This is a genomic window from Thiovibrio sp. Mzg5 (assembly GCF_055379285.1).
The window spans coordinates 1,210,827-1,228,533 of the sequence record NZ_AP022872.1 but is presented as its reverse complement, the minus strand read 5'-3'; the positions used below and the strand labels follow the sequence as shown (position 1 = coordinate 1,228,533).

General features: G+C 55.1%; 19 protein-coding genes and 1 tRNA gene. 18 read left to right on the top strand and 2 right to left on the bottom strand.

Annotation, left to right across the window (positions count from 1 at the left end):
- Positions 1–6: 6 nt before the first annotated feature.
- The 3 genes from larE (at position 7) to ACZ46D_RS05490 (ending at position 1,525) form a co-directional block, all read left to right on the top strand.
- Positions 7–798, top strand: a complete 792-nt coding sequence (larE, locus tag ACZ46D_RS05500) for an ATP-dependent sacrificial sulfur transferase LarE (protein WP_464929035.1) — start codon at positions 7–9, stop codon at positions 796–798.
- A 206-nt stretch (positions 799–1,004) separates the two neighbouring features.
- Positions 1,005–1,277 (top strand): HU family DNA-binding protein, encoded by a 273-nt coding sequence (locus ACZ46D_RS05495; RefSeq protein WP_464929034.1) that lies wholly within the window; start codon positions 1,005–1,007, stop codon positions 1,275–1,277.
- A gap of 171 nt (positions 1,278–1,448) precedes the next feature.
- A tRNA-Pro gene (locus ACZ46D_RS05490) sits at positions 1,449–1,525 on the top strand.
- Between the two features lie 87 nt (positions 1,526–1,612).
- Here ACZ46D_RS05490 and xseA read toward each other — a convergent pair.
- Entirely contained in the window at positions 1,613–2,956 is a 1,344-nt protein-coding gene (gene xseA, locus ACZ46D_RS05485; RefSeq protein ID WP_464929033.1) for an exodeoxyribonuclease VII large subunit, read from the bottom strand.
- Positions 2,957–3,159: 203 nt separating this feature from the next.
- Between xseA and ACZ46D_RS05480 the strand changes: the two genes are divergently transcribed.
- The 15 genes from ACZ46D_RS05480 (at position 3,160) to ACZ46D_RS05410 (ending at position 15,993) form a co-directional block, all read left to right on the top strand.
- A complete protein-coding gene (locus tag ACZ46D_RS05480) occupies positions 3,160–3,834 on the top strand; it encodes a YfgM family protein (protein WP_464929032.1) in 675 nt (224 codons plus the stop codon).
- Between the two features lie 54 nt (positions 3,835–3,888).
- Positions 3,889–4,734: a pantoate--beta-alanine ligase gene (gene panC / locus ACZ46D_RS05475; protein ID WP_464929031.1), complete on the top strand. Its 846-nt coding sequence runs from the start codon at positions 3,889–3,891 to the stop codon at positions 4,732–4,734.
- Positions 4,735–4,744: 10 nt separating this feature from the next.
- A complete protein-coding gene (gene panD / locus ACZ46D_RS05470) occupies positions 4,745–5,134 on the top strand; it encodes an aspartate 1-decarboxylase (RefSeq protein WP_464929030.1) in 390 nt (129 codons plus the stop codon).
- Between the two features lie 93 nt (positions 5,135–5,227).
- Positions 5,228–5,875 (top strand): futalosine hydrolase, encoded by a 648-nt coding sequence (mqnB, locus tag ACZ46D_RS05465; protein ID WP_464929029.1) that lies wholly within the window; start codon positions 5,228–5,230, stop codon positions 5,873–5,875.
- Between the two features lie 15 nt (positions 5,876–5,890).
- Positions 5,891–6,766 carry a 1,4-dihydroxy-6-naphthoate synthase gene (locus ACZ46D_RS05460; RefSeq protein WP_464929028.1) on the top strand — a complete coding sequence of 292 codons (876 nt, stop codon included), beginning with the start codon at positions 5,891–5,893 and terminating at the stop codon, positions 6,764–6,766.
- 224 nt (positions 6,767–6,990) lie between these two features.
- A complete protein-coding gene (gene ilvB, locus ACZ46D_RS05455; protein ID WP_464929027.1) occupies positions 6,991–8,691 on the top strand; it encodes a biosynthetic-type acetolactate synthase large subunit in 1,701 nt (566 codons plus the stop codon).
- A 13-nt stretch (positions 8,692–8,704) separates the two neighbouring features.
- Positions 8,705–9,187: an acetolactate synthase small subunit gene (gene ilvN, locus ACZ46D_RS05450; RefSeq protein ID WP_464929026.1), complete on the top strand. Its 483-nt coding sequence runs from the start codon at positions 8,705–8,707 to the stop codon at positions 9,185–9,187.
- A 128-nt stretch (positions 9,188–9,315) separates the two neighbouring features.
- Positions 9,316–9,960: a phosphatidylserine decarboxylase family protein gene (locus tag ACZ46D_RS05445; protein ID WP_464929025.1), complete on the top strand. Its 645-nt coding sequence runs from the start codon at positions 9,316–9,318 to the stop codon at positions 9,958–9,960.
- Between the two features lie 94 nt (positions 9,961–10,054).
- A complete protein-coding gene (gene pssA / locus ACZ46D_RS05440) occupies positions 10,055–10,828 on the top strand; it encodes a CDP-diacylglycerol--serine O-phosphatidyltransferase (RefSeq protein WP_464929024.1) in 774 nt (257 codons plus the stop codon).
- Between the two features lie 58 nt (positions 10,829–10,886).
- Complete coding sequence (locus tag ACZ46D_RS05435) at positions 10,887–12,419, top strand: 2-isopropylmalate synthase (protein ID WP_464929023.1); 1,533 nt, start codon at positions 10,887–10,889, stop codon at positions 12,417–12,419.
- Between the two features lie 85 nt (positions 12,420–12,504).
- Positions 12,505–13,533: an aspartate-semialdehyde dehydrogenase gene (locus tag ACZ46D_RS05430; protein WP_464929022.1), complete on the top strand. Its 1,029-nt coding sequence runs from the start codon at positions 12,505–12,507 to the stop codon at positions 13,531–13,533.
- A complete protein-coding gene (rsmD, locus tag ACZ46D_RS05425; protein ID WP_464929021.1) occupies positions 13,534–14,115 on the top strand; it encodes a 16S rRNA (guanine(966)-N(2))-methyltransferase RsmD in 582 nt (193 codons plus the stop codon).
- Positions 14,112–14,636, top strand: a complete 525-nt coding sequence (coaD, locus tag ACZ46D_RS05420; RefSeq protein ID WP_464929020.1) for a pantetheine-phosphate adenylyltransferase — start codon at positions 14,112–14,114, stop codon at positions 14,634–14,636. Before rsmD ends, coaD begins: the two co-directional genes overlap by 4 nt.
- Positions 14,637–14,711: 75 nt before the next feature.
- Positions 14,712–15,149: a Rieske 2Fe-2S domain-containing protein gene (locus ACZ46D_RS05415; RefSeq protein WP_464929019.1), complete on the top strand. Its 438-nt coding sequence runs from the start codon at positions 14,712–14,714 to the stop codon at positions 15,147–15,149.
- A complete protein-coding gene (locus ACZ46D_RS05410) occupies positions 15,136–15,993 on the top strand; it encodes a cytochrome b N-terminal domain-containing protein (RefSeq protein WP_464929018.1) in 858 nt (285 codons plus the stop codon). Before ACZ46D_RS05415 ends, ACZ46D_RS05410 begins: the two co-directional genes overlap by 14 nt.
- A gap of 46 nt (positions 15,994–16,039) precedes the next feature.
- Here ACZ46D_RS05410 and ACZ46D_RS05405 read toward each other — a convergent pair whose 3' ends face one another.
- On the bottom strand, positions 16,040–17,695 hold the full coding sequence (locus ACZ46D_RS05405) for a two-component system sensor histidine kinase NtrB (protein ID WP_464929017.1): 1,656 nt from the start codon (positions 17,693–17,695) through the stop codon (positions 16,040–16,042).
- Positions 17,696–17,707: the final 12 nt, after the last annotated feature.

Here is a 17,707-nt window from a genome sequence, read left to right as displayed (position 1 = left end):
CGCAGGGTGGAAACTTCCCTATCCGAAAAATATTGGAAGCTGCAGGAAATATTTTCACAACATAAGGAGGTTGCTGTCGCCTTTTCCGGCGGGGTGGACAGTTCCTTTCTCCTGCATGCAGCCTGTGCAACGCTGGGACCCTCCTCGGTACATGCCTTCCATGCCAAGTCCGAACTTCTACCGCCCTTTGAATCAGAGCGGGTTGAGCGCGTTATCCGGGAGCGTGGTTGCGTCTTTCACCCCATTGAGATCAAGCCGTTCAGCTGGTCAGGGTTTCTAGTCAATGGTCCCGACCGCTGCTATCATTGCAAGAAGAAAATCTATCAAACATTTTTGGCCGATCCTTTTTTTATCAAAGGCGCAGTGCTGTTCGACGGCACCAACCGCGACGATATCGGGCAGGATCGACCAGGGTTGTTGGCTGCTTCCGAATTGAATGTGCAAACGCCCTTGGCTGATGTTGGTTTTACCAAAAAAGAAATCCGGTTGCTCAGTCGGGAGTTTTCCCTGGCAACCTGGGATGTCCATGCCTCCTCATGTTTGGCCACCAGAATAGCGAAGTGGGAACCCATCACCAGAGAGAAAATTTTACTAGTGTCCCAGTGTGAGGCGTTGTTGCAAAAAAGAGGGTTTAAGGGAGTGCGGGTGCGCCTTTCCGAAGAAAATGCAACCATTGCAGTTCTGCAAAAAGATTTGGCTGAACTGCAAAAAAAACGTGTATTTTCGGACATTAAGAAAGGCTTTATGTCCTTGGGGGTGCGTGGGGTGGTGCTTGATCTGCAAGGGAGATTGGGCTGATGAGGGTGATTCTCCGTCGTAGATCAGTCGAAAAAAAATGCATCGATATGTCATTTTTTTCTTATTTCATCACATTTTTTGTTTGACAGACGCTTTTTTTTGTTTGACAATCACCTCACATAAGTTTAAATCGCCCCTAAGGCAACTGTATTACGGTGCTTGTAGAAGGCAGAGAATCTCTAAATTCACGAGGAGGAAGGAGAGGAATGAACAAAAGTGAATTAGTCGAGAACATGGCAAAGGCTGGCGGTATCAGTAAGGCTGCAGCCGAGAAGACCCTTGGCGGCATGCTGGCCGCAGTTACCACCGCTTTGAAGAAGGGTGACAAGGTAACTTTGGTTGGGTTTGGCACATTTTCTGTGACCAAGAGGGCGGCCCGTCAGGGACGCAATCCTCAGACCGGAAAGGCCATCACCATCAAGGCCCGCAAAGTTGCTCGCTTTAAGCCCGGCAGCAAGCTTGCTGAAGCAGTAAAGTAAACTGATTTTCATCAGTCGCTGTATCTGTTCAACAGACAAGGCAGGTACTCCTTGAGAAGGGAGTTCCTGCCTTCTTTTTTGTTGACGCCTTAGAAAACTCTGGGTACATATGGTCCACAATTTTCCTACCGGAGAACAGCGGGGGAGAATATGGAAATATAATGATAATGTCGGGATGTGGCTCAGCCTGGTAGAGCACGTGCTTCGGGAGCACGGGGTCGGAGGTTCGAATCCTCTCATCCCGACCAGTTACAGCGACGGTTTGCGGGTAATCCTGCAAACCGTTTTTTTGTGCAAAATTGACAACGATTGACCCCGCATACTCACGGGCAGAATCATCCGGGCGGGAGTATTTTCGTCACTTCGCAGTCAATCCCTCCCTGGGACAGGGTGATGCTGAGATTTTGTCCCAGATGTACCTCTGCGTAGCTCCGAATAACATCTCCATTTTTCTGCTGCACAATGCTGTATCCTCTGGCGAGAACCGCCAATGGACTGATGGCATGCAGGAGGCTCGCGGTTTTTCCAAATGCTGCACGCTTGCGTTCCTGTCGGCGAAGCATAGCCTGGCCCAAGCGCCTGCGCAGTTCGTGGACCTCTTGCCGTTGATATTCGAGACGCTGTTGCGGGGTATGGCGGGCCAGGACCTGACTGAGTCTGGCCAGATCGAGCTGGCGCTGATGGATGGTGCCGGAAAAGGCGAATTGCAGAGAGGCCAGCGCATGGTCTGTTGTGAGGCGGAACTGGTCAAGCAGGGAGGTTGGATCGCCCAGTGCTCTCTTGTGGGCCTCAATGGTGCGGCGAGAAACTGCCAACCTGTCCATAACCGTTCTTGCCAACCGGCGGCTGAGATTGTGTAGTTGGGCGTCCAGTTGGGCGCGGTTGGGGACAACCGTTTCGGCTGCGGCGGTTGGGGTTGGCGCCCGGAAGTCCGCGACCAGGTCGGCAATGGTGATGTCAATCTCATGGCCGATGGCCGAGACAATCGGGATGTGCGAACCGGCAATGGCCCGGGCGAGTTTTTCCTCATTAAAGGTCCACAGATCTTCCAGGGAGCCGCCTCCCCGGCAGAGAACGATTACGTCATTACGCCCTCTTTCGTTACAGAGGGTGATGGCCTCGATGATATCTTCCATGGCCCCAGCCCCTTGCACCCTGACGGGGATAATCTCCACGGGAACAGCGGCGCATCTTTTTTGAGCCATGGCGAGAAAATCATGCACCGCAGCGCCGCTGGGCGAGGTGATGAGGGCTATTCTTTCGGGCAGCAGCGGCAGGGGTCTTTTGCGTTCCCCGGCAAAGAGACCTTCGGCAGCCAATTTGCGCTTGAGAAGATCGAAGGCAAGCTGCAATGCTCCCGCGCCTTTTGTTGCAAGGATGTCCACAATCAGCTGGTATTCGCCGCGGGCCTCATACAACGAGATCTTGCCCCGGCAGACTACCTCCATGCCGTCTTCGGGGGTGCAGGCGAGATAACGCTGCTGGGGCTTGAAGAGCACGGCTTTTATCTGGGCGGTTGTATCTTTAAGGGTGAAATAGAGATGGCCGGAGTAGGGACAGCGCAGGTTGGAGATCTCGCCAGCCACGGTCACAAAAGGAAAGGAAACCTCAAGCACCCCCCGGATCGACTGGGTAAGCTCGCTGACTGTTTGGATATGGTCGCTGGTCATGCTGTGCATGTTCACTACCTAGCATGACCGGCACGGCAGCGACAAGTATTTTGTTCCGTGGTCGTGGGCTGCGGCCGGGTCTGCACGGCTGGATGCAGCGAACAACAATTTAAAATGACGGATGCTTTTTTCGGGCGGAAAAGGTATAGTGTCGGCAAATTTCGTTGTTTCAGGGGAAAAACGTAAGCAGTGTAACGGCGAGGGGTTGAAGCATGTCTGAACAAAATACTTATTTTCAACAAGAGATACTGAACAAGCCTTTACAGAAACACGGATTGCTCGAAGAGTTCAATCTGCCTCCCAAGGCAATCCTGTTTATCCGCAACAACAAGCGAAATATAATAATCGCCCTGCTCTGCTGCGTGCTGGCAATTATGGGCTGGTCCTCTCTTCGCTATTACCTCGCCAAGCAAGATGATCGGGCCGCAGCCCTCCTGGCCGAGGCGGTTGACCAGGGTGCGGCTGAGCAACGCAAGGTGCTCTTGCAGAAAGTTGTTGATGAATACGGACGGACCGGCTCTGCCATGTGGGCAAAGGTTGAGCTGGGGCATCTTGCCTTTGATGCGCAGCAGTATGATGAGGCCATAAAGGTGTATCTGGGCGTTCGTGATGATCTGGCCAAGTCGAGTCCGGTGTTCCCCCTGGTGCAGCTGAATCTGGCTCAGGCCTATGAAAATAAGAATGCCCTGCCCGAGGCCCTTGCCGCCTACAAGGGCTTGGCGGAGATCAAGGGGTTTGCCGGGGAGGCTTACCTGGCCATGGGCAGGATTTATGAGTTGCAGAAAGCCGTGCCCCAGGCAAAAGAGATGTATGGCAAGGTGCTGACCGAGGAAACCGTTTCTCCGGCGGTTAAGGAAAAAGTGCAGGCTAAGCTCGATCGGCTTTAAATTTCTGCTGTTGCGGGATAGTCCGGAAAAACTTGATACGGTACAGATTGAGCAATGGAGATCATCCGCACGCCTGCCGAGATGACGGCCTGGGCAAATAGGGCGCTTGCCGACGGACAGACAATCGGGCTGGTGCCCACCATGGGTTTTTTTCATGAGGGGCATCTGCGTTTGATGCGCAAGGCCAGCGAGAAGGCCGGACGCACGGTGGTGAGTCTGTTTGTCAACCCGATTCAGTTTGGTGTCAACGAAGACCTTGGTCGGTATCCCCGCGATTTTTCCCGGGATTGTCAGCTTGCGGAGGCCGAAGGGGTGGATGTTCTTTTTGCCCCCGAGTCCCGCGACATGTATCCTCCGGAGGCCAGCACCCGAGTGATTGTCTCGGGATTGACGGATGTCCTCTGCGGTGCGAGTCGTCCGGGTCATTTTGCCGGAGTAACCACCGTTGTTGCCAAGCTTTTCCATCTTGTCAAACCGCATTGTGCTGTTTTCGGCAGAAAGGATTTCCAGCAGCTGGCGGTGATAGAAAGAATGGTGGCGGATCTCAATTGGGATGTGGAGATCATCGGCCACCCAATTGTCCGGGAAGCGGACGGCCTGGCCATGAGCTCCCGGAACACCTATCTTTCCGGCCCGGAGCGGCAGGCGGCCCTCTGTCTCTTCCGGGCCATTAGCCATGCGAGAAGACGGGTGCGCACCGGGCTTGTTGAGGCAACGGTGCTGCTGCGGGAGGTGGAGGAGTTGTTGCAGCAGGAGGCGGTGGTTATTGAGTATGTAAGCCTTGTTGATCAGGCGACTTTGCTGCCCCAAGCCGTCTTGCAAAAAGGCGCGGTGTTGGCCCTGGCCATAAAGGTCGGGGTTACACGTTTGATCGACAACGATAATCTTTTTGACGACTGAGAGAACGACAATGTTGCAATACATGTTAAAATCAAAGATACACCGGGCCACGGTGATTGAGGCTGATCTCAACTATGAGGGCAGCCTCACGGTGGACAGAAATCTGATGGACGCCGTTGGTCTGTATCCTTATGAACGGGTGCATATCTACAACATCAACAACGGCGAGCGCTTTGATACCTATGTGATCGAAGGGGCGGCCGGTTCCGGGATGATCGGCCTCAACGGCGCGGCTGCCCGCAAGGGGATGGTCGGCGATTTGGTGATTATTGTCAGCTATGCCTTGTATGGCCCGGAAGAACTCGCAGGATACAAGCCCAGGATCGTGGTGCTTGACAAGGGCAACCAGATCAAAAAGGTGATGCATGTCGAGGAAGCGCAACATCCGTATCGTGGATAGCGTCCCTCTCGGGAGCTGTTTCGACGCGTCCTGCCTGAGCGTCATCTGTTCCCTTGCCGCTGGTGTATGTCATTTTTCCCGCTATAAACATCCATGATTCTCCTTGTTGCCGCCACAGAGATGGAAGCCTTGCCCCTGGCCGAAAAAAAGACCGGTCAGCCCCGCGAGCTTTTTGTCGCGGGCGTTGGACCGATTGAAACAGCGGTTCGTCTTACCCGGCGGCTGTGCGGGGGGAGGGAGAATGTCTCCCTGGTCCTCAATTTCGGCGTGGCCGGGGCCTATGTCGGTTCCGGCGCGGGCCTGCTCGATATCTGTCTGGCTGAGAGCGAGGTTCTGGGTGATTTCGGCATCTGCCACGCAGAAAGCGTTGAGCCCTTGGGTGGTCAATTGGTAGGAAGAGCCGTTTTCCCCCTGGACCCACGGTATGTTGCCCAGGCCGGTAAAATCTTAGCAACGCACGATTGCGGTTGCAGGAAAGGCGTGTTCGTTACAGTCAATGGGGCCACTGCCACAGCCAAGCGTGGTGCCGTGTTGCATGCTGCCCATAATGGCCTCTGCGAGAACATGGAAGGCGGGGCAGTGGCCAGGGTCTGTGAAGAGTTTGCCGTCCCCTGTCTTGAGGTGCGCTGCGTCAGCAACATGGTGGAAGATCGCAACCTGGCGAATTGGCAGCTTGCCGCTGCCGTGCATACATGTGGACAGGCTGTTTCCCTGCTTGTCGATCATCTCGTCCTCAGCTGAATCAGGCCAAAATCCGTGCCGCTTCTTTCCGAAAAAAACAAGCTCTCTCTAGGCTTCTCTCCCTGTCCCAACGATACGTTCATTTTTCATGCCTTGGTGCATGGGCAGCATGGGCAGGCGTGCGGAAGCTCTCCGGCCTTTGGGGAAGCTGCGCTTGCCGATGTCGAAACTCTGAATGAATGGGCGCTTGCTGGCCGGCTTGATGTAACCAAATTGTCGTTTCATGCCTTGGGGCATGTCCTGGATCAATATATCCTGCTCATGGCCGGAAGCGCTCTTGGTCGCGGCTGCGGCCCGTTGTTGGTTGCCCGGGAAAATTTTGCCATGGCAACACTGCCCCGGCTGACCATCGCCATTCCAGGCAAACACACCACGGCGGCCCTGCTGCTGCGGATGTATTCCCCTGCCGCTCTCACGACCAGGGTGATGCGTTTTGACCAGATCATGCCGGCCATTGCGGCAGGTGAGATCGATGCCGGAGTGATCATCCACGAGAGCCGTTTCACCTTTCAGGAGCATGGCCTGTTGCTGCTCCAGGATCTTGGCGCTTGGTGGGAGCAGGAGACCGGCTTTCCCATCCCGTTGGGCGGCATCGTGGCAAAGCGCTCCTTGGGTAAGGAGAAAATCCAGGCCATCGACCGGTGTGTCCGGGCAAGTGTTGCCTCCGCCTTTGCCAGTCCCGAGGCGGGTATGCCCTATATCCGGCAACATGCCCAGGAGCTTGACGATAAGGTCATTAAGGCGCACATCGGGCTCTATGTAAATTCGTTTTCTCTTGATTTGGGAGGAGAAGGGGTTGGTGCGGTGCGGGAATTTCTGAAGCGAGGGCGGCAGCTCGGGATTTTTCCGGAGCAGTCATCCGCTCTGCCCTTAACCAGTATGGAATTATAACGCCAGAGACCTTTTGGTAAACGAACGGGGCTATTTTTTCTTTTGTGGTGCTCTTTCGGGCTTAAGCCAGAAACGTGCTTGACAAGAAATATATTCAGAATATATTTCAAAATTCGCTGTTTTGTAAGGTTTTGGCCAGTGCGCGACTGTGCACTCGATATTTCTAGTATATAAGCCGATCTCTATCGGAAGACGAGTTGAATTTAAAGGTAAGGAATAGAGCAATGAAACTCACAGGAGCACAGGCATTCCTCAAGTGCCTGGAAGAGCATGGCGTCGAGGTTATCTTCGGCTATCCCGGCGGGGCACTCATCGATGTCTATGACGAGTTGATGAAAAATGACAAAATCCACCACGTTCTAACCCGGCATGAGCAGGCCGCAGTCCATGCCGCCGATGCCTACGGGCGGATTAAGGGCGAAGTTGGGGTTGCCTTGGTGACCTCCGGACCCGGCGCCACCAATGCGGTTACCGGCATTGCCTCGGCATATCTGGACTCGATCCCCCTGGTCGTTTTCACCGGGCAGGTACCGACCAAGCTGATTGGTAACGATGCCTTCCAGGAGGTTGATATTGTCGGGATTACCCGGCCGATCACCAAGCATAACTATCTGGTGAAAGATGCCGAGGAGCTGGTTCCTATTATTCGGGAGGCTTTCCATCTGGCCAAAACCGGCCGTCCTGGCCCCGTGCTTATTGACATGCCCAAGGATGTTCTGGCTAACCGGATAACCTATCCCGAGCTGAAACCCATCAGCATGCGGACTTACAAGCCCACCTATGAGCCGCATCCAGGTCAGATCGAAAAGGCCTGCCAGGCAATGCTCAAGGCCAAAAAACCGGTGATCTATGCGGGTGGCGGCGTTATCCTTTCCGACTCCAATGAGGAGCTGACTGAACTTGCCAGAAGGCTTAATATTCCCGTCACCATGACCCTTATGGGGCTGGGCGGTTTTCCGGGGACGGATCCGTTGTCCATGGGCATGCTGGGGATGCACGGAACCTACTTTGCCAACATGGCTGTGGCCAACTGTGACCTGCTGATCGCGGTCGGTGCCCGTTTCGATGACCGGGTGACAGGCAGGGTGGACGCCTTTGCTCCCCACGCCGAGATCATCCATATCGATATCGATCCTTCCTCCATCAGCAAGAACGTCCGGGTGGACATCCCCATCGTAGCCGACTGCAAGCATGCGCTGGATGCCATCAATGCCTGGTTTGCTCGGAGCACGGAGTTCAAGGCCGAGGAGTGCGTGGAAAAAAATCGTCCCTGGCATGAGCAGATCCGGGAGTGGAAGAACAAGCATCCCCTGGGCTATGTCGAGGAAACCGATATCATCAAGCCCCAGTTTGTTATCCAGAAGCTGCATGAACTGACCGGCGGCGATGCGATCATTACCACCGAGGTCGGCCAGCACCAGATGTGGACCGCCCAGTTCTATCATTTTAACAAGCCCCGCCAATGGGCCACCTCCGGCGGTCTTGGTGTCATGGGCTATGGCTTTCCTGCGGCCATCGGCGCCCAGATGGCCGCCCCGGACAAGGTTGTTATCGACATTGCCGGGGATGGCTCCATCCAAATGAACATCCAGGAACTGGCCACCTGCAGGCAGGAAAAATTGCCGGTCAAGGTAGCCATTTTGAATAATGGCTATCTGGGCATGGTTCGCCAGTGGCAGGAGTTGTTTTATAATAAGCAGTACTCCTCGACCGTTATGGAGGTTGCCCCGGATTTTGTCAAAGTGGCCGAGGCCTATGGCGCGGTTGGCCTGCGGGCGACCAAGCCCAGCGAGGTCGAGCCGGTTATCAGGGAGGCCCTGAAGATTAACAACACTGTATTTATGGACTTTGTCATTGCCAGGGAAGAAGGTGTGTACCCCATGGTTCCTGCTGGTAAGGCCACAACCGAGATGCTGCTGGTTTAATAAGGATAGCGCGATGAAACATACCATTTCCGTACTGTTGCAGAATAAACCCGGAGTTCTCTCCCGGGTCACAGGCCTTTTCAGCGGCCGGGGATTCAACATCGAAAGCCTGTCCGTGGCCCAGACCCTTGAGCAGGATGTTTCCTGTCTGACCCTGGTGACCTCCGGCGAGGATACCATCATTGAGCAGATCACCAAGCAGCTCCACAAGCTCATTGACGTTATTAAAGTAACCGATATGTGTGAGCATGATAATGTGGAGCGGGAGATGGCCCTGATCCGGGTAAAGGCCGAGGCGCATACCAGGGCCGAGGTCTTGCGGATAATCGATATCTTCCGGGGCAAGGTTATTGATGTCGGCCCCAAGAGCTATGTCGTGGAAGTTACCGGCAAGGCAAGCAAGCTCCAGGCGGTGATTGATATCCTGCGGCCCATCGGCATCCAGGAGATTGTCCGTTCCGGGACCATTGCCATGACCCGGGCGCAAAAATCATAATGTTTTTTGGCAGACAGGGTTAGCAGATGAACTGACAGGCTGTGATCACGGTCTGTCAGTTCATTTTTATATGGGCCGAAATGATCCGGGCCTTTTAGGAAACAATTTTGCAGTGAGACAGGAAACCCATGAAAAAACCACAAGTTCCTGTGGCCCTCGAAGGATATCCGTTCATCGGTTTTACGGCCCTGACCACCCTGGTTCTTGCCATTCTGGGTCATGGTTTCAGTGCCCTGCTGGCCTTGTTCACCACGGCCTTTGTCCTGTACTTTTTCCGGGATCCGGAACGGATCTGCCCGGATGATGAGGATGTGCTGGTTTCTCCGGCAGACGGCAAGGTCATCCTTATCGAAAAGGTTTTTGACGATAAATTTGTGAAGGAGCATGTGTATAAGGTGAGCATCTTCATGAATGTCTTCAATGTGCATGTGAACAGGGCCCCCTGTCCGGGTACCGTGACCCAGGTCCAGTATTTTCCGGGGATGTTTTTTTCGGCCAATACCGAACGCGGGGCCCTGGAAAACGAGGCCTGCGCTCTTACCATTGAAACAAGGAGCAACCGCAAAATTGCGGTGGTGCAGGTGGCTGGCCTCATTGCCCGGCGGATTGTATGTTGGGCGGGAAAGGGGGATAGATTGATGCGTGGCGAGCGCTTCGGCCTGATTCGTTTCGGTTCACGGGTTGATCTCTATCTTCCACAGCAGATTCAATTGGAAGTCGCAATCGGCCAGAAAGTAAGGGCCGGAGAGACGGTTCTTGGCTATCTTCCTTGATACTCCTATGCAGAAACGCATTTTTTCAATATACTATCCAAGATTCGAGTGCGAACTTTGCGTTGTTTGCAAATAATATCGGAAGGAGGCGCACATGAGTAAGCACCATAAAGCCAAAGATGTGATTTCCGCAAAGGGCAAAATCTGCCTCTTGCCCAGCGTTATCACCACGGCAAGTCTCTTTAGTGGATTTTATGCCATAGTTGCGGCAATCAACGGCCAGTATTTTCACGCAGCCGTGGCGATTATTATCTCCGGGGTTTTTGATGGCTTGGACGGTAGGGTTGCCCGTCTTACCGGCACGACCAGCAAGTTTGGCATGGAGTACGATTCTCTCTGCGATCTGGTTGCCTTTGGCGTGGCTCCGGCGGTGCTGGCCTATGAGTGGGTGCTGCGGCCTTATGGACGTTATGGCTGGCTGGCAGCTTTTCTCTATGTGGCGACCACGGCCCTGCGTCTGGCCCGTTTCAATACCCAGGACACCACCTCGACCAAAAATGAATTTACGGGCTTGCCCTGTCCCGCAGCCGGAGGAATGATCGCCGCCTCCGTTATGTTCTGCACTTTTTTTGAGATCACCGGCACCCTGAGAAATTTCATTATGCTGGGAACCGTCTACGGTCTTTCCTATCTCATGGTTAGTTCCGTCAAATATCTGAGCTTCAAGCATGCACAAACCGATGGTGCCAAAAAGTTCCAGGTTCTGGTCGGGCTGGTCCTGCTCATCATGGTGCTGGCCACCGAACCTCAGGTTACTCTCTTTGTCCTGGGCGCAACCTACGTGCTATCCGGACCGCTGGCGGCGGGGTACCGTTTGGTGGTGAGGGGCAAGACTTCCGTCGAGGAAGAACAGGAACATTCGGTTTAAGCTTGGTTTAAGGCGGCATTCTTCTTGCGCTGCCTTGGCTGAGAGGAGTGACGTAGCGATGTCTAATAAAATAATTATTTTTGATACCACCTTGCGTGATGGCGAGCAGTCGCCCGGCGCAAGCATGAATATGCAGGAAAAATTCCGCTTGGCTCAGCAGCTGGTCAAGCTGAAGGTGGACGTGATTGAAGCCGGGTTTCCCGTGGCCTCGCCCGGGGATTTCGAGTGTGTGCGCAATATCGCCGAACATGTTCGGGGGGCGCAGATCGCGGCTCTCGCCCGCTGTAGCGTCAAGGATATCGACCGGGCCTGGGAGGCGCTTAAGGCTGGAGAAAATCCTCGAATCCACACCTTTTTGGCCACCTCAGACATCCATCTGAAGCACAAGCTGAAGATGAGCCGGGAGCAGGTGCTGGAACTGGCCGTGGCCTCGGTGAAACACGCCGCCAAATACACCAGCAACGTGGAGTTCTCCGCCGAGGATGCCTCGCGCAGCGACCTTGATTTTGTCTGCCAGGTCTTTGCCGCGGTAATCGACGCCGGGGCCACGACCCTGAATTTCCCGGATACCACCGGCTATGCCCTGCCCGATGAGTTTGGTCGTAAAATTGCCTATCTTATCGAGAACATCCCCAATATTCATAAGGCTGTTCTCAGTGTCCATTGCCACAACGATCTCGGTCTGGCCGTGGCCAATTCGCTGGCCGCCATCAACCATGGGGCCAGGCAGGTGGAGTCCACCATCAATGGTCTGGGGGAAAGGGCCGGCAATACGGCCATGGAAGAGCTGGTCATGGTCATCCGTACCCGCGCCGACCAGATGCAGGTGCACACCGATATTGTCACCGAGCACATCTATCCCACCAGCCGGCTGGTCACCACCATCACCGGGATGGCGGTGCAGGCCAACAAGGCCATTGTCGGTGCCAATGCCTTTGCCCATGAATCCGGGATCCACCAGGACGGGGTGCTCAAGGAACGAACCACCTACGAGATCATGAATCCGGTGGATATCGGGATCTCCACCGGCAACATTGTGCTCGGCAAGCATTCCGGCCGGCATGCCCTGAAGGATCGCATTGCGGCCATGGGCTACAGCCTCAAGGACGATGAACTGGAGCGGGTTTTTGCCCGGTTCAAGGAGGTGGCCGACGTCAAAAAGGAGATGTTTGACGAGGATCTCGAGGCCATCCTGATGGACGAGGTGCTGCGGATCACCGAGACCTTCTCCCTGGTGCATCTGGGGGCGATGAGCGGCAACAAGAGTCTGCCCACCGCAGCGGTGCGGCTGCTCATCGACGGCAAGGAGCAGGAGAAGGCCTGCATCGGTATCGGTCCCATTGATGCCTGTTTTCGGGCCATTGCCGATTTGACCCAGACCAAGAGCAAGCTCCTCTATTTCTCGGTCAGCTCCATCACCGGCGGCACCGATGCCCAGGGCGAGGTGCTGGTCCGCATTGAAGATGAGGGCAAGGTTGTGGTGGGGCAGGGGGCGGACCCGGATATCATCACCGCTGCGGCCAAGGCCTATCTCAACGGTCTGAACCGGTTGGTGTTTTTGAAAAGGGAAACCACGCGGCAGGGAAACTGACCAATCTGAGTATGTTTGTAACCTGCTGATATTTTTTATAATTGCCGGGTGATCCCCGGCTGCTGTCTGTTAAGGAATTGGGACAATGACTGCTGCAAAAAAGAAATTCAATGTTGCTGTTGCCGGCGCCACCGGGGCTGTCGGCGGTGCCATGCTCGATGTTTTGGCGCGAAGGGATTTTCCCCTGGACGAACTGCGCTTGCTTGCCTCGGAGCGGTCCGTGGGCAAAACCCTCACTTTTAAGGGAAAGGAGATTCCGGTTCAGCTCTTGAGCAAGGATGCCTTTGCCGGGATTGACATCGCTCTCTTTTCCGCCGGCGCGACCCGTTCCTTCGATTTTGCTCCGGCTGCCGTAGCGGCAGGGGCGGTGGTGATCGACAACTCCAGTGCCTACCGCATGGACCCGGAAATCCCTCTGGTGGTGCCCGAGGTCAATGCCCATGCCATTGCCCAGTATAAAAAACGGGGCATCATCGCCAACCCCAACTGCTCCACGATCCAGATGCTGGTGGCCCTGAAACCGATCCACGACAAGGTGCGGATCAAGCGTATTGTGGTTTCCACCTATCAGGCGGTTTCCGGCACCGGGGCCAAGGCCATTGAGGAGCTCAAACAGCAGATTCTCGATTATGCGGCGGGCAAGCCCATGGTGCATAACGTGTACCCGCACCAGATCGCCTTCAACTGCCTACCCCAGATCGACAGCTTCCTAGAGAACGGCTACACCAAGGAAGAGATGAAGATGGTCAACGAGACCCGCAAGATGTTTGAAGACCTCACCATCGGCGTTACCGCCACCACGGTGCGGGTGCCGGTTTTTTACGGCCACTCCGAGTCGGTCAACATCGAAACCGAAAAAAAGATCACGGTAGCCGAGGTCAAGGCTCTGTTGAAGAATGCCCCAGGCGTTAAGTTGGTTGATGAGCCGACCCTGGGCCAATATCCCATGGCCATTGATTGCACGGGCAAGTTCGAGACCCTGGTGGGGAGGATTCGCGAGGATGAGTCCATCGCCAACGGGATCAACCTCTGGGTGGTGTCCGACAATATCCTCAAGGGTGCGGCGCTCAATGCGGTGCAGATCGCCGAGGAACTCATCCGGGATTATCTGTAATTGCGGATCATCAGCGGCAGCGCCCGGGGGCGCAAGCTGCTTGCGCCGGGCCAGCGGTTCGGCAACCTGATTCGTCCCACCTCCGACCGGGCCAGGGAGGCGATTTTCAGCATTCTCGGCAACAAGGTCGTGGGCGCCCGGGTATTGGATCTTTTTGCCGGCACCGGCGCTCTGGGTCTTGAAGCCTTAAGTCGGAGTGCGCTCCTGGCGGTTTTCGTCGATGGCCAGCGCTCCGTCACCGAGTTGCTTGAGAAGAATATCGAGCTCTGTGGTTTTGCCGAGCGCGCTGCGGTGTTCCATAAGGATCTGGCCCGGGGGCTTGCTTTTTTGATGCCAAAGCAGCCAGCCGAGGGCTTTGACCTGGTTTTTCTCGATCCTCCCTATGGAAAGGGGCTTGCCCTGCAGAGCCTTGAATCTTTGGCAGCCGATGATTTTCTTGCTGCCGAGGGGATTGTCGTCCTCGAAGATGCGGCCACGGCGCAATACCCGGAAATCATGGGGCCGCTTGCCTGTTTTGACCGGCGCCGCTACGGAGAGGCCGGTTTCTGGCTCTACCAACACACTGAAGGCAGGGTGCCATGACAGACTACGAGCCGTTTGTCTCTGAAAACACATCCGAATCAATCGCCGTATATCCCGGCACCTTTGACCCCATAACCAACGGGCATCTCGATATCGTGCACCGGGGGCTGCACCTGTTTGACCGGATCATCATTGCCGTTGCCAGCAACCCCGCCAAGCAGCCGCTTTTTCCCCTGGAGGAACGGCGCAAGATGATCGAGGAGTGTTTTTCCGGGGAAGAAAACCGGGTTACGGTCGAGGATGTTTCCGGGCTGCTTGTTGATTTTGCTTACAAACGCGGGGCCAAGGCGATCATCCGCGGCCTGCGGGCTGTGTCGGATTTTGATTACGAGTTTCAGTTGGCCTTGATGAACCGCAGAATCGAGCGGGAGGTGGAAACGGTTTTTTTGATGACCGGTTTTCGCTGGATATTCATCAGTTCCAGCATCATCAAGGACGCGGCCAGGCATGGCGGGGATGTGAGTGGTCTGGTGCCGGATCATGTCTGCGAGAGGTTGCGGGCTCGGTACCTGCAGCCATGATCAGCGGCGGGCTGACTGTCCGGTCGGGAGCCTGTATCCTCCCGGCCCAGTGCCAGAAAAGGATGGTTTTCTGGTATGGCTGATGCGGAGCGAAAAGAAGCGCCCCTGACCCGGCGGATATTTCTGGCTGGTTCCTGGTCCTGGCTGCGCTGGGGTGCCGGTGTCCTGCTTTTGTATCCGGTGTTCCGCTTTCTCGGCTACCGCGCCCCCAAACAGCCACGCATAGTGAAGGTGAATAAGGTCGTGCCGGTGGGCGGCTTTGTCCTAGAACATGATTTTATCCTCTTTGTCGGGCAAACCGGTCCTTGGGCTGTCTCTCGGAAATGCACCCATCTGGGCTGTCGGCTTAACTACCAGGAAAAGGAAAGCATCCTGGCCTGCCCCTGTCATCGCAGCCGTTTTAACAAGGAAGGGGTCCGGCTGAGCGGCCCGGCCCAAAAGAATCTCCCCCGTTTCCAGGTGGCCACGGTGCGGGAGGACAAGGACGGCAAAGGGTATCTTGTTACCTATTAAGGCTATGAACATCCGCACCTTTATCATCGAGACGAAATGGGGGGGCATGAGCCTGGTCTCGCTCTACCTCTCGGTTTTATCCGGGATGGTAATAGCCCTCCAGTACGACCCAACCACTCCATTTTTCTCCGCCAGCTCCCTTGATTTGCTGGCGCCCTTCGGCCAATTCTTTCGGTCCTGTCATTTTTATTCCAGTCAGATGTTTTTTCTTTTTTCCCTTTGCCATCTGGCGGCGATTATCCTGGCAAAGGCTGATCAGCAGCTGCGTTTCGGCAAATGGCTTCTGCTGATCGGTTCCGTTCTTGCCGCGCTGTTGCTCCTTTTTACCGGCTATGTTCTGCGGGCGGATGCAACCGGCGAGGCCGCAGGGGTCATTGCCGAAAATATCACCCTTTCCATTCCCTATCTGGGAGCACCGCTGAACTCGTTGCTTTTTTCCATTGAGGCCGAGGGCATGAAGCGGGTCTACGCCAACCATCTCATCGGCCTGGGGCTTGTCTGGGGGGTCTGTTGCTGGGATCATCTGCGCCGCTACCGGGTGGGCTTTGGTCAACACAGTTTACTGTTGTTTGCCACGGTGGTGGTCAGTCTCTGTCTGGCAGCGCCCATGGAACCGACCCGCCTCGGGCTGTTCCATATCCAGGGGCCATGGTTTCTGCTCGGTTTGCAGGAGCTGTTGCGCTACATCCAGCCTTTCTGGGCGGGGGTGATCTTTCCGAGCACCGTGGTTGTCGCTTTGGCTTGCGTGGGCACGAAAACTCCGGGCCGGCGAAAGTCGTTGCTGTTTATCGCAGGCTGGCTCGGGGTCTATCTCATCCTTTCCATAATTGCTGCGTTGCGATAGAGAAAGTGGGAATGAAGACTGGCAGCTCTTTATTCCCCTTTTTCCTTCACGGCAAGGGCAGGCTGACAGAAAAAATTGTGCCCTGGGGCTGATAATCGCGCAGGGAAATTTTGCCGCCATGGCTGTGCACAATCTGGCGGACAATGGCCAGGCCAAGCCCGGTCCCTGTTTCCCGAGTTGTGAAAAAAGGCTCGAAAATTCTTTCCCGAATATTTTCCGGGATGCCGTGGCCGTTGTCAACGACCTCCAGAACAACAGCGGTTTCTGGTATTTCCTCGGCTCGGAGCAGTATCCTCCCACTTTCCATATTACGGCAGGCATTGGCGCTGTTTGCAATCAGGTTGAGAAGCACTTGCCTGACCAGCTGTCGATCTCCCCAGCAGTTAAGGTCTGGCGGAATCTCCAGAGCAAGGCTCAGGACAGGGTTCCAGCCTGGGTTTTGGCCCAGGGTTTCCAGGGCCTCCCGCGCCAGGGTGAGCAAGGAAAACCATTCTTTTTCCGGATTGACCGGTTTGGAGAAGAGAAGGAAGTCGTGAATTGTTGCATCGAGCCGGTCTGATTCCCGCATGATGATGTCAAACAGCCGTTTGTTGATGGATTTGTCCCGTGTTTCCTTCTCCAACAGTTGGACGGCCCCGGAGATGGCGGCCAGTGGGTTTCTGAGTTCATGGGCAATGCCCGCGGCCATTTCGCCGATGGTTGCCATTTTTTCGGCCTGCTGTACCTGGGCCTCCATCTTTTTTATCTGACTGAGATCCTGCAGGGTATAGACATAGCCGTTTTCCTTGTCGTCCGGGGCATTGAGCCTGGAGCAGGAATATCCCACCGGGATTGTTTCCCCGTTTTTGCGGGGGATGGCGGCCATGTGCCGTCGTTCGTCGTCGAGCAGGGGGGTTTCCAGGCTGGGAAACGCTTGGGAAAGTGCTTGGCCGAGGATCTCGCCGGGCCTGTAGCCGGTGATGAGTTCTGCCGCCCGGTTGAAGGAGGTTATCCGGTTCTCGGCGTCAACGGTGATAATGCCGGTATTGATGTCCTCAAAGATCTGTTTGTAGAGAAAGGAGAGTCGGTCATAGTCGCTTGCGGTCTGGAACAGTTCTGCTTCTGCCTTTTGCAGTCTGGTCGAGAGCATGGAGCTCAAGATGGCAACCAGGAAAAAGGTGAGACTGTAAATAGTAAAATAATGAAGAAGCATTTGAAGGTTGTTCAGCTGGCTGGGGTAGGTCTGGGCAAACCGGGAGGCATATCCGCCATACTCGACAAGGAGCAGCGCGCCGAATAGCAGGGTGCTCAATGAGGCAAAGAGCAGGCTTCCCCGTCGAAAAAGCATGAAGGCCCCCATGACAATGGGAAAAAAATACACCACCGTGAAAACAGACTGACTGCCGCCGGTGGAAAACACCAGAAGCGTCACCAGAAGGGTGTCAAGGGTGATCTGCATATAGCCGAAGCGGGAATAGCATTGGATCACCCTTACCACCAGGGCGGAGAAGATGGTGAACAGGTAAAGGCCGGCAATGAAATAGGCAAGATAGTGTAGGGGAGGAAGAAAGATGGACGGCGTCTTTGTCTGGAGAAGGACGCTGACTCCCAGCATCAGGGAAAGAAAAAGCACCCGGAAAAAGAGCAGCCACTGAATCTGCTTCTTGAGATGATCATTAGCGGCAGGCGAGCCGGTATGCGGGCAAAGAGCGGAAAATATCATATGGCCTTTTAA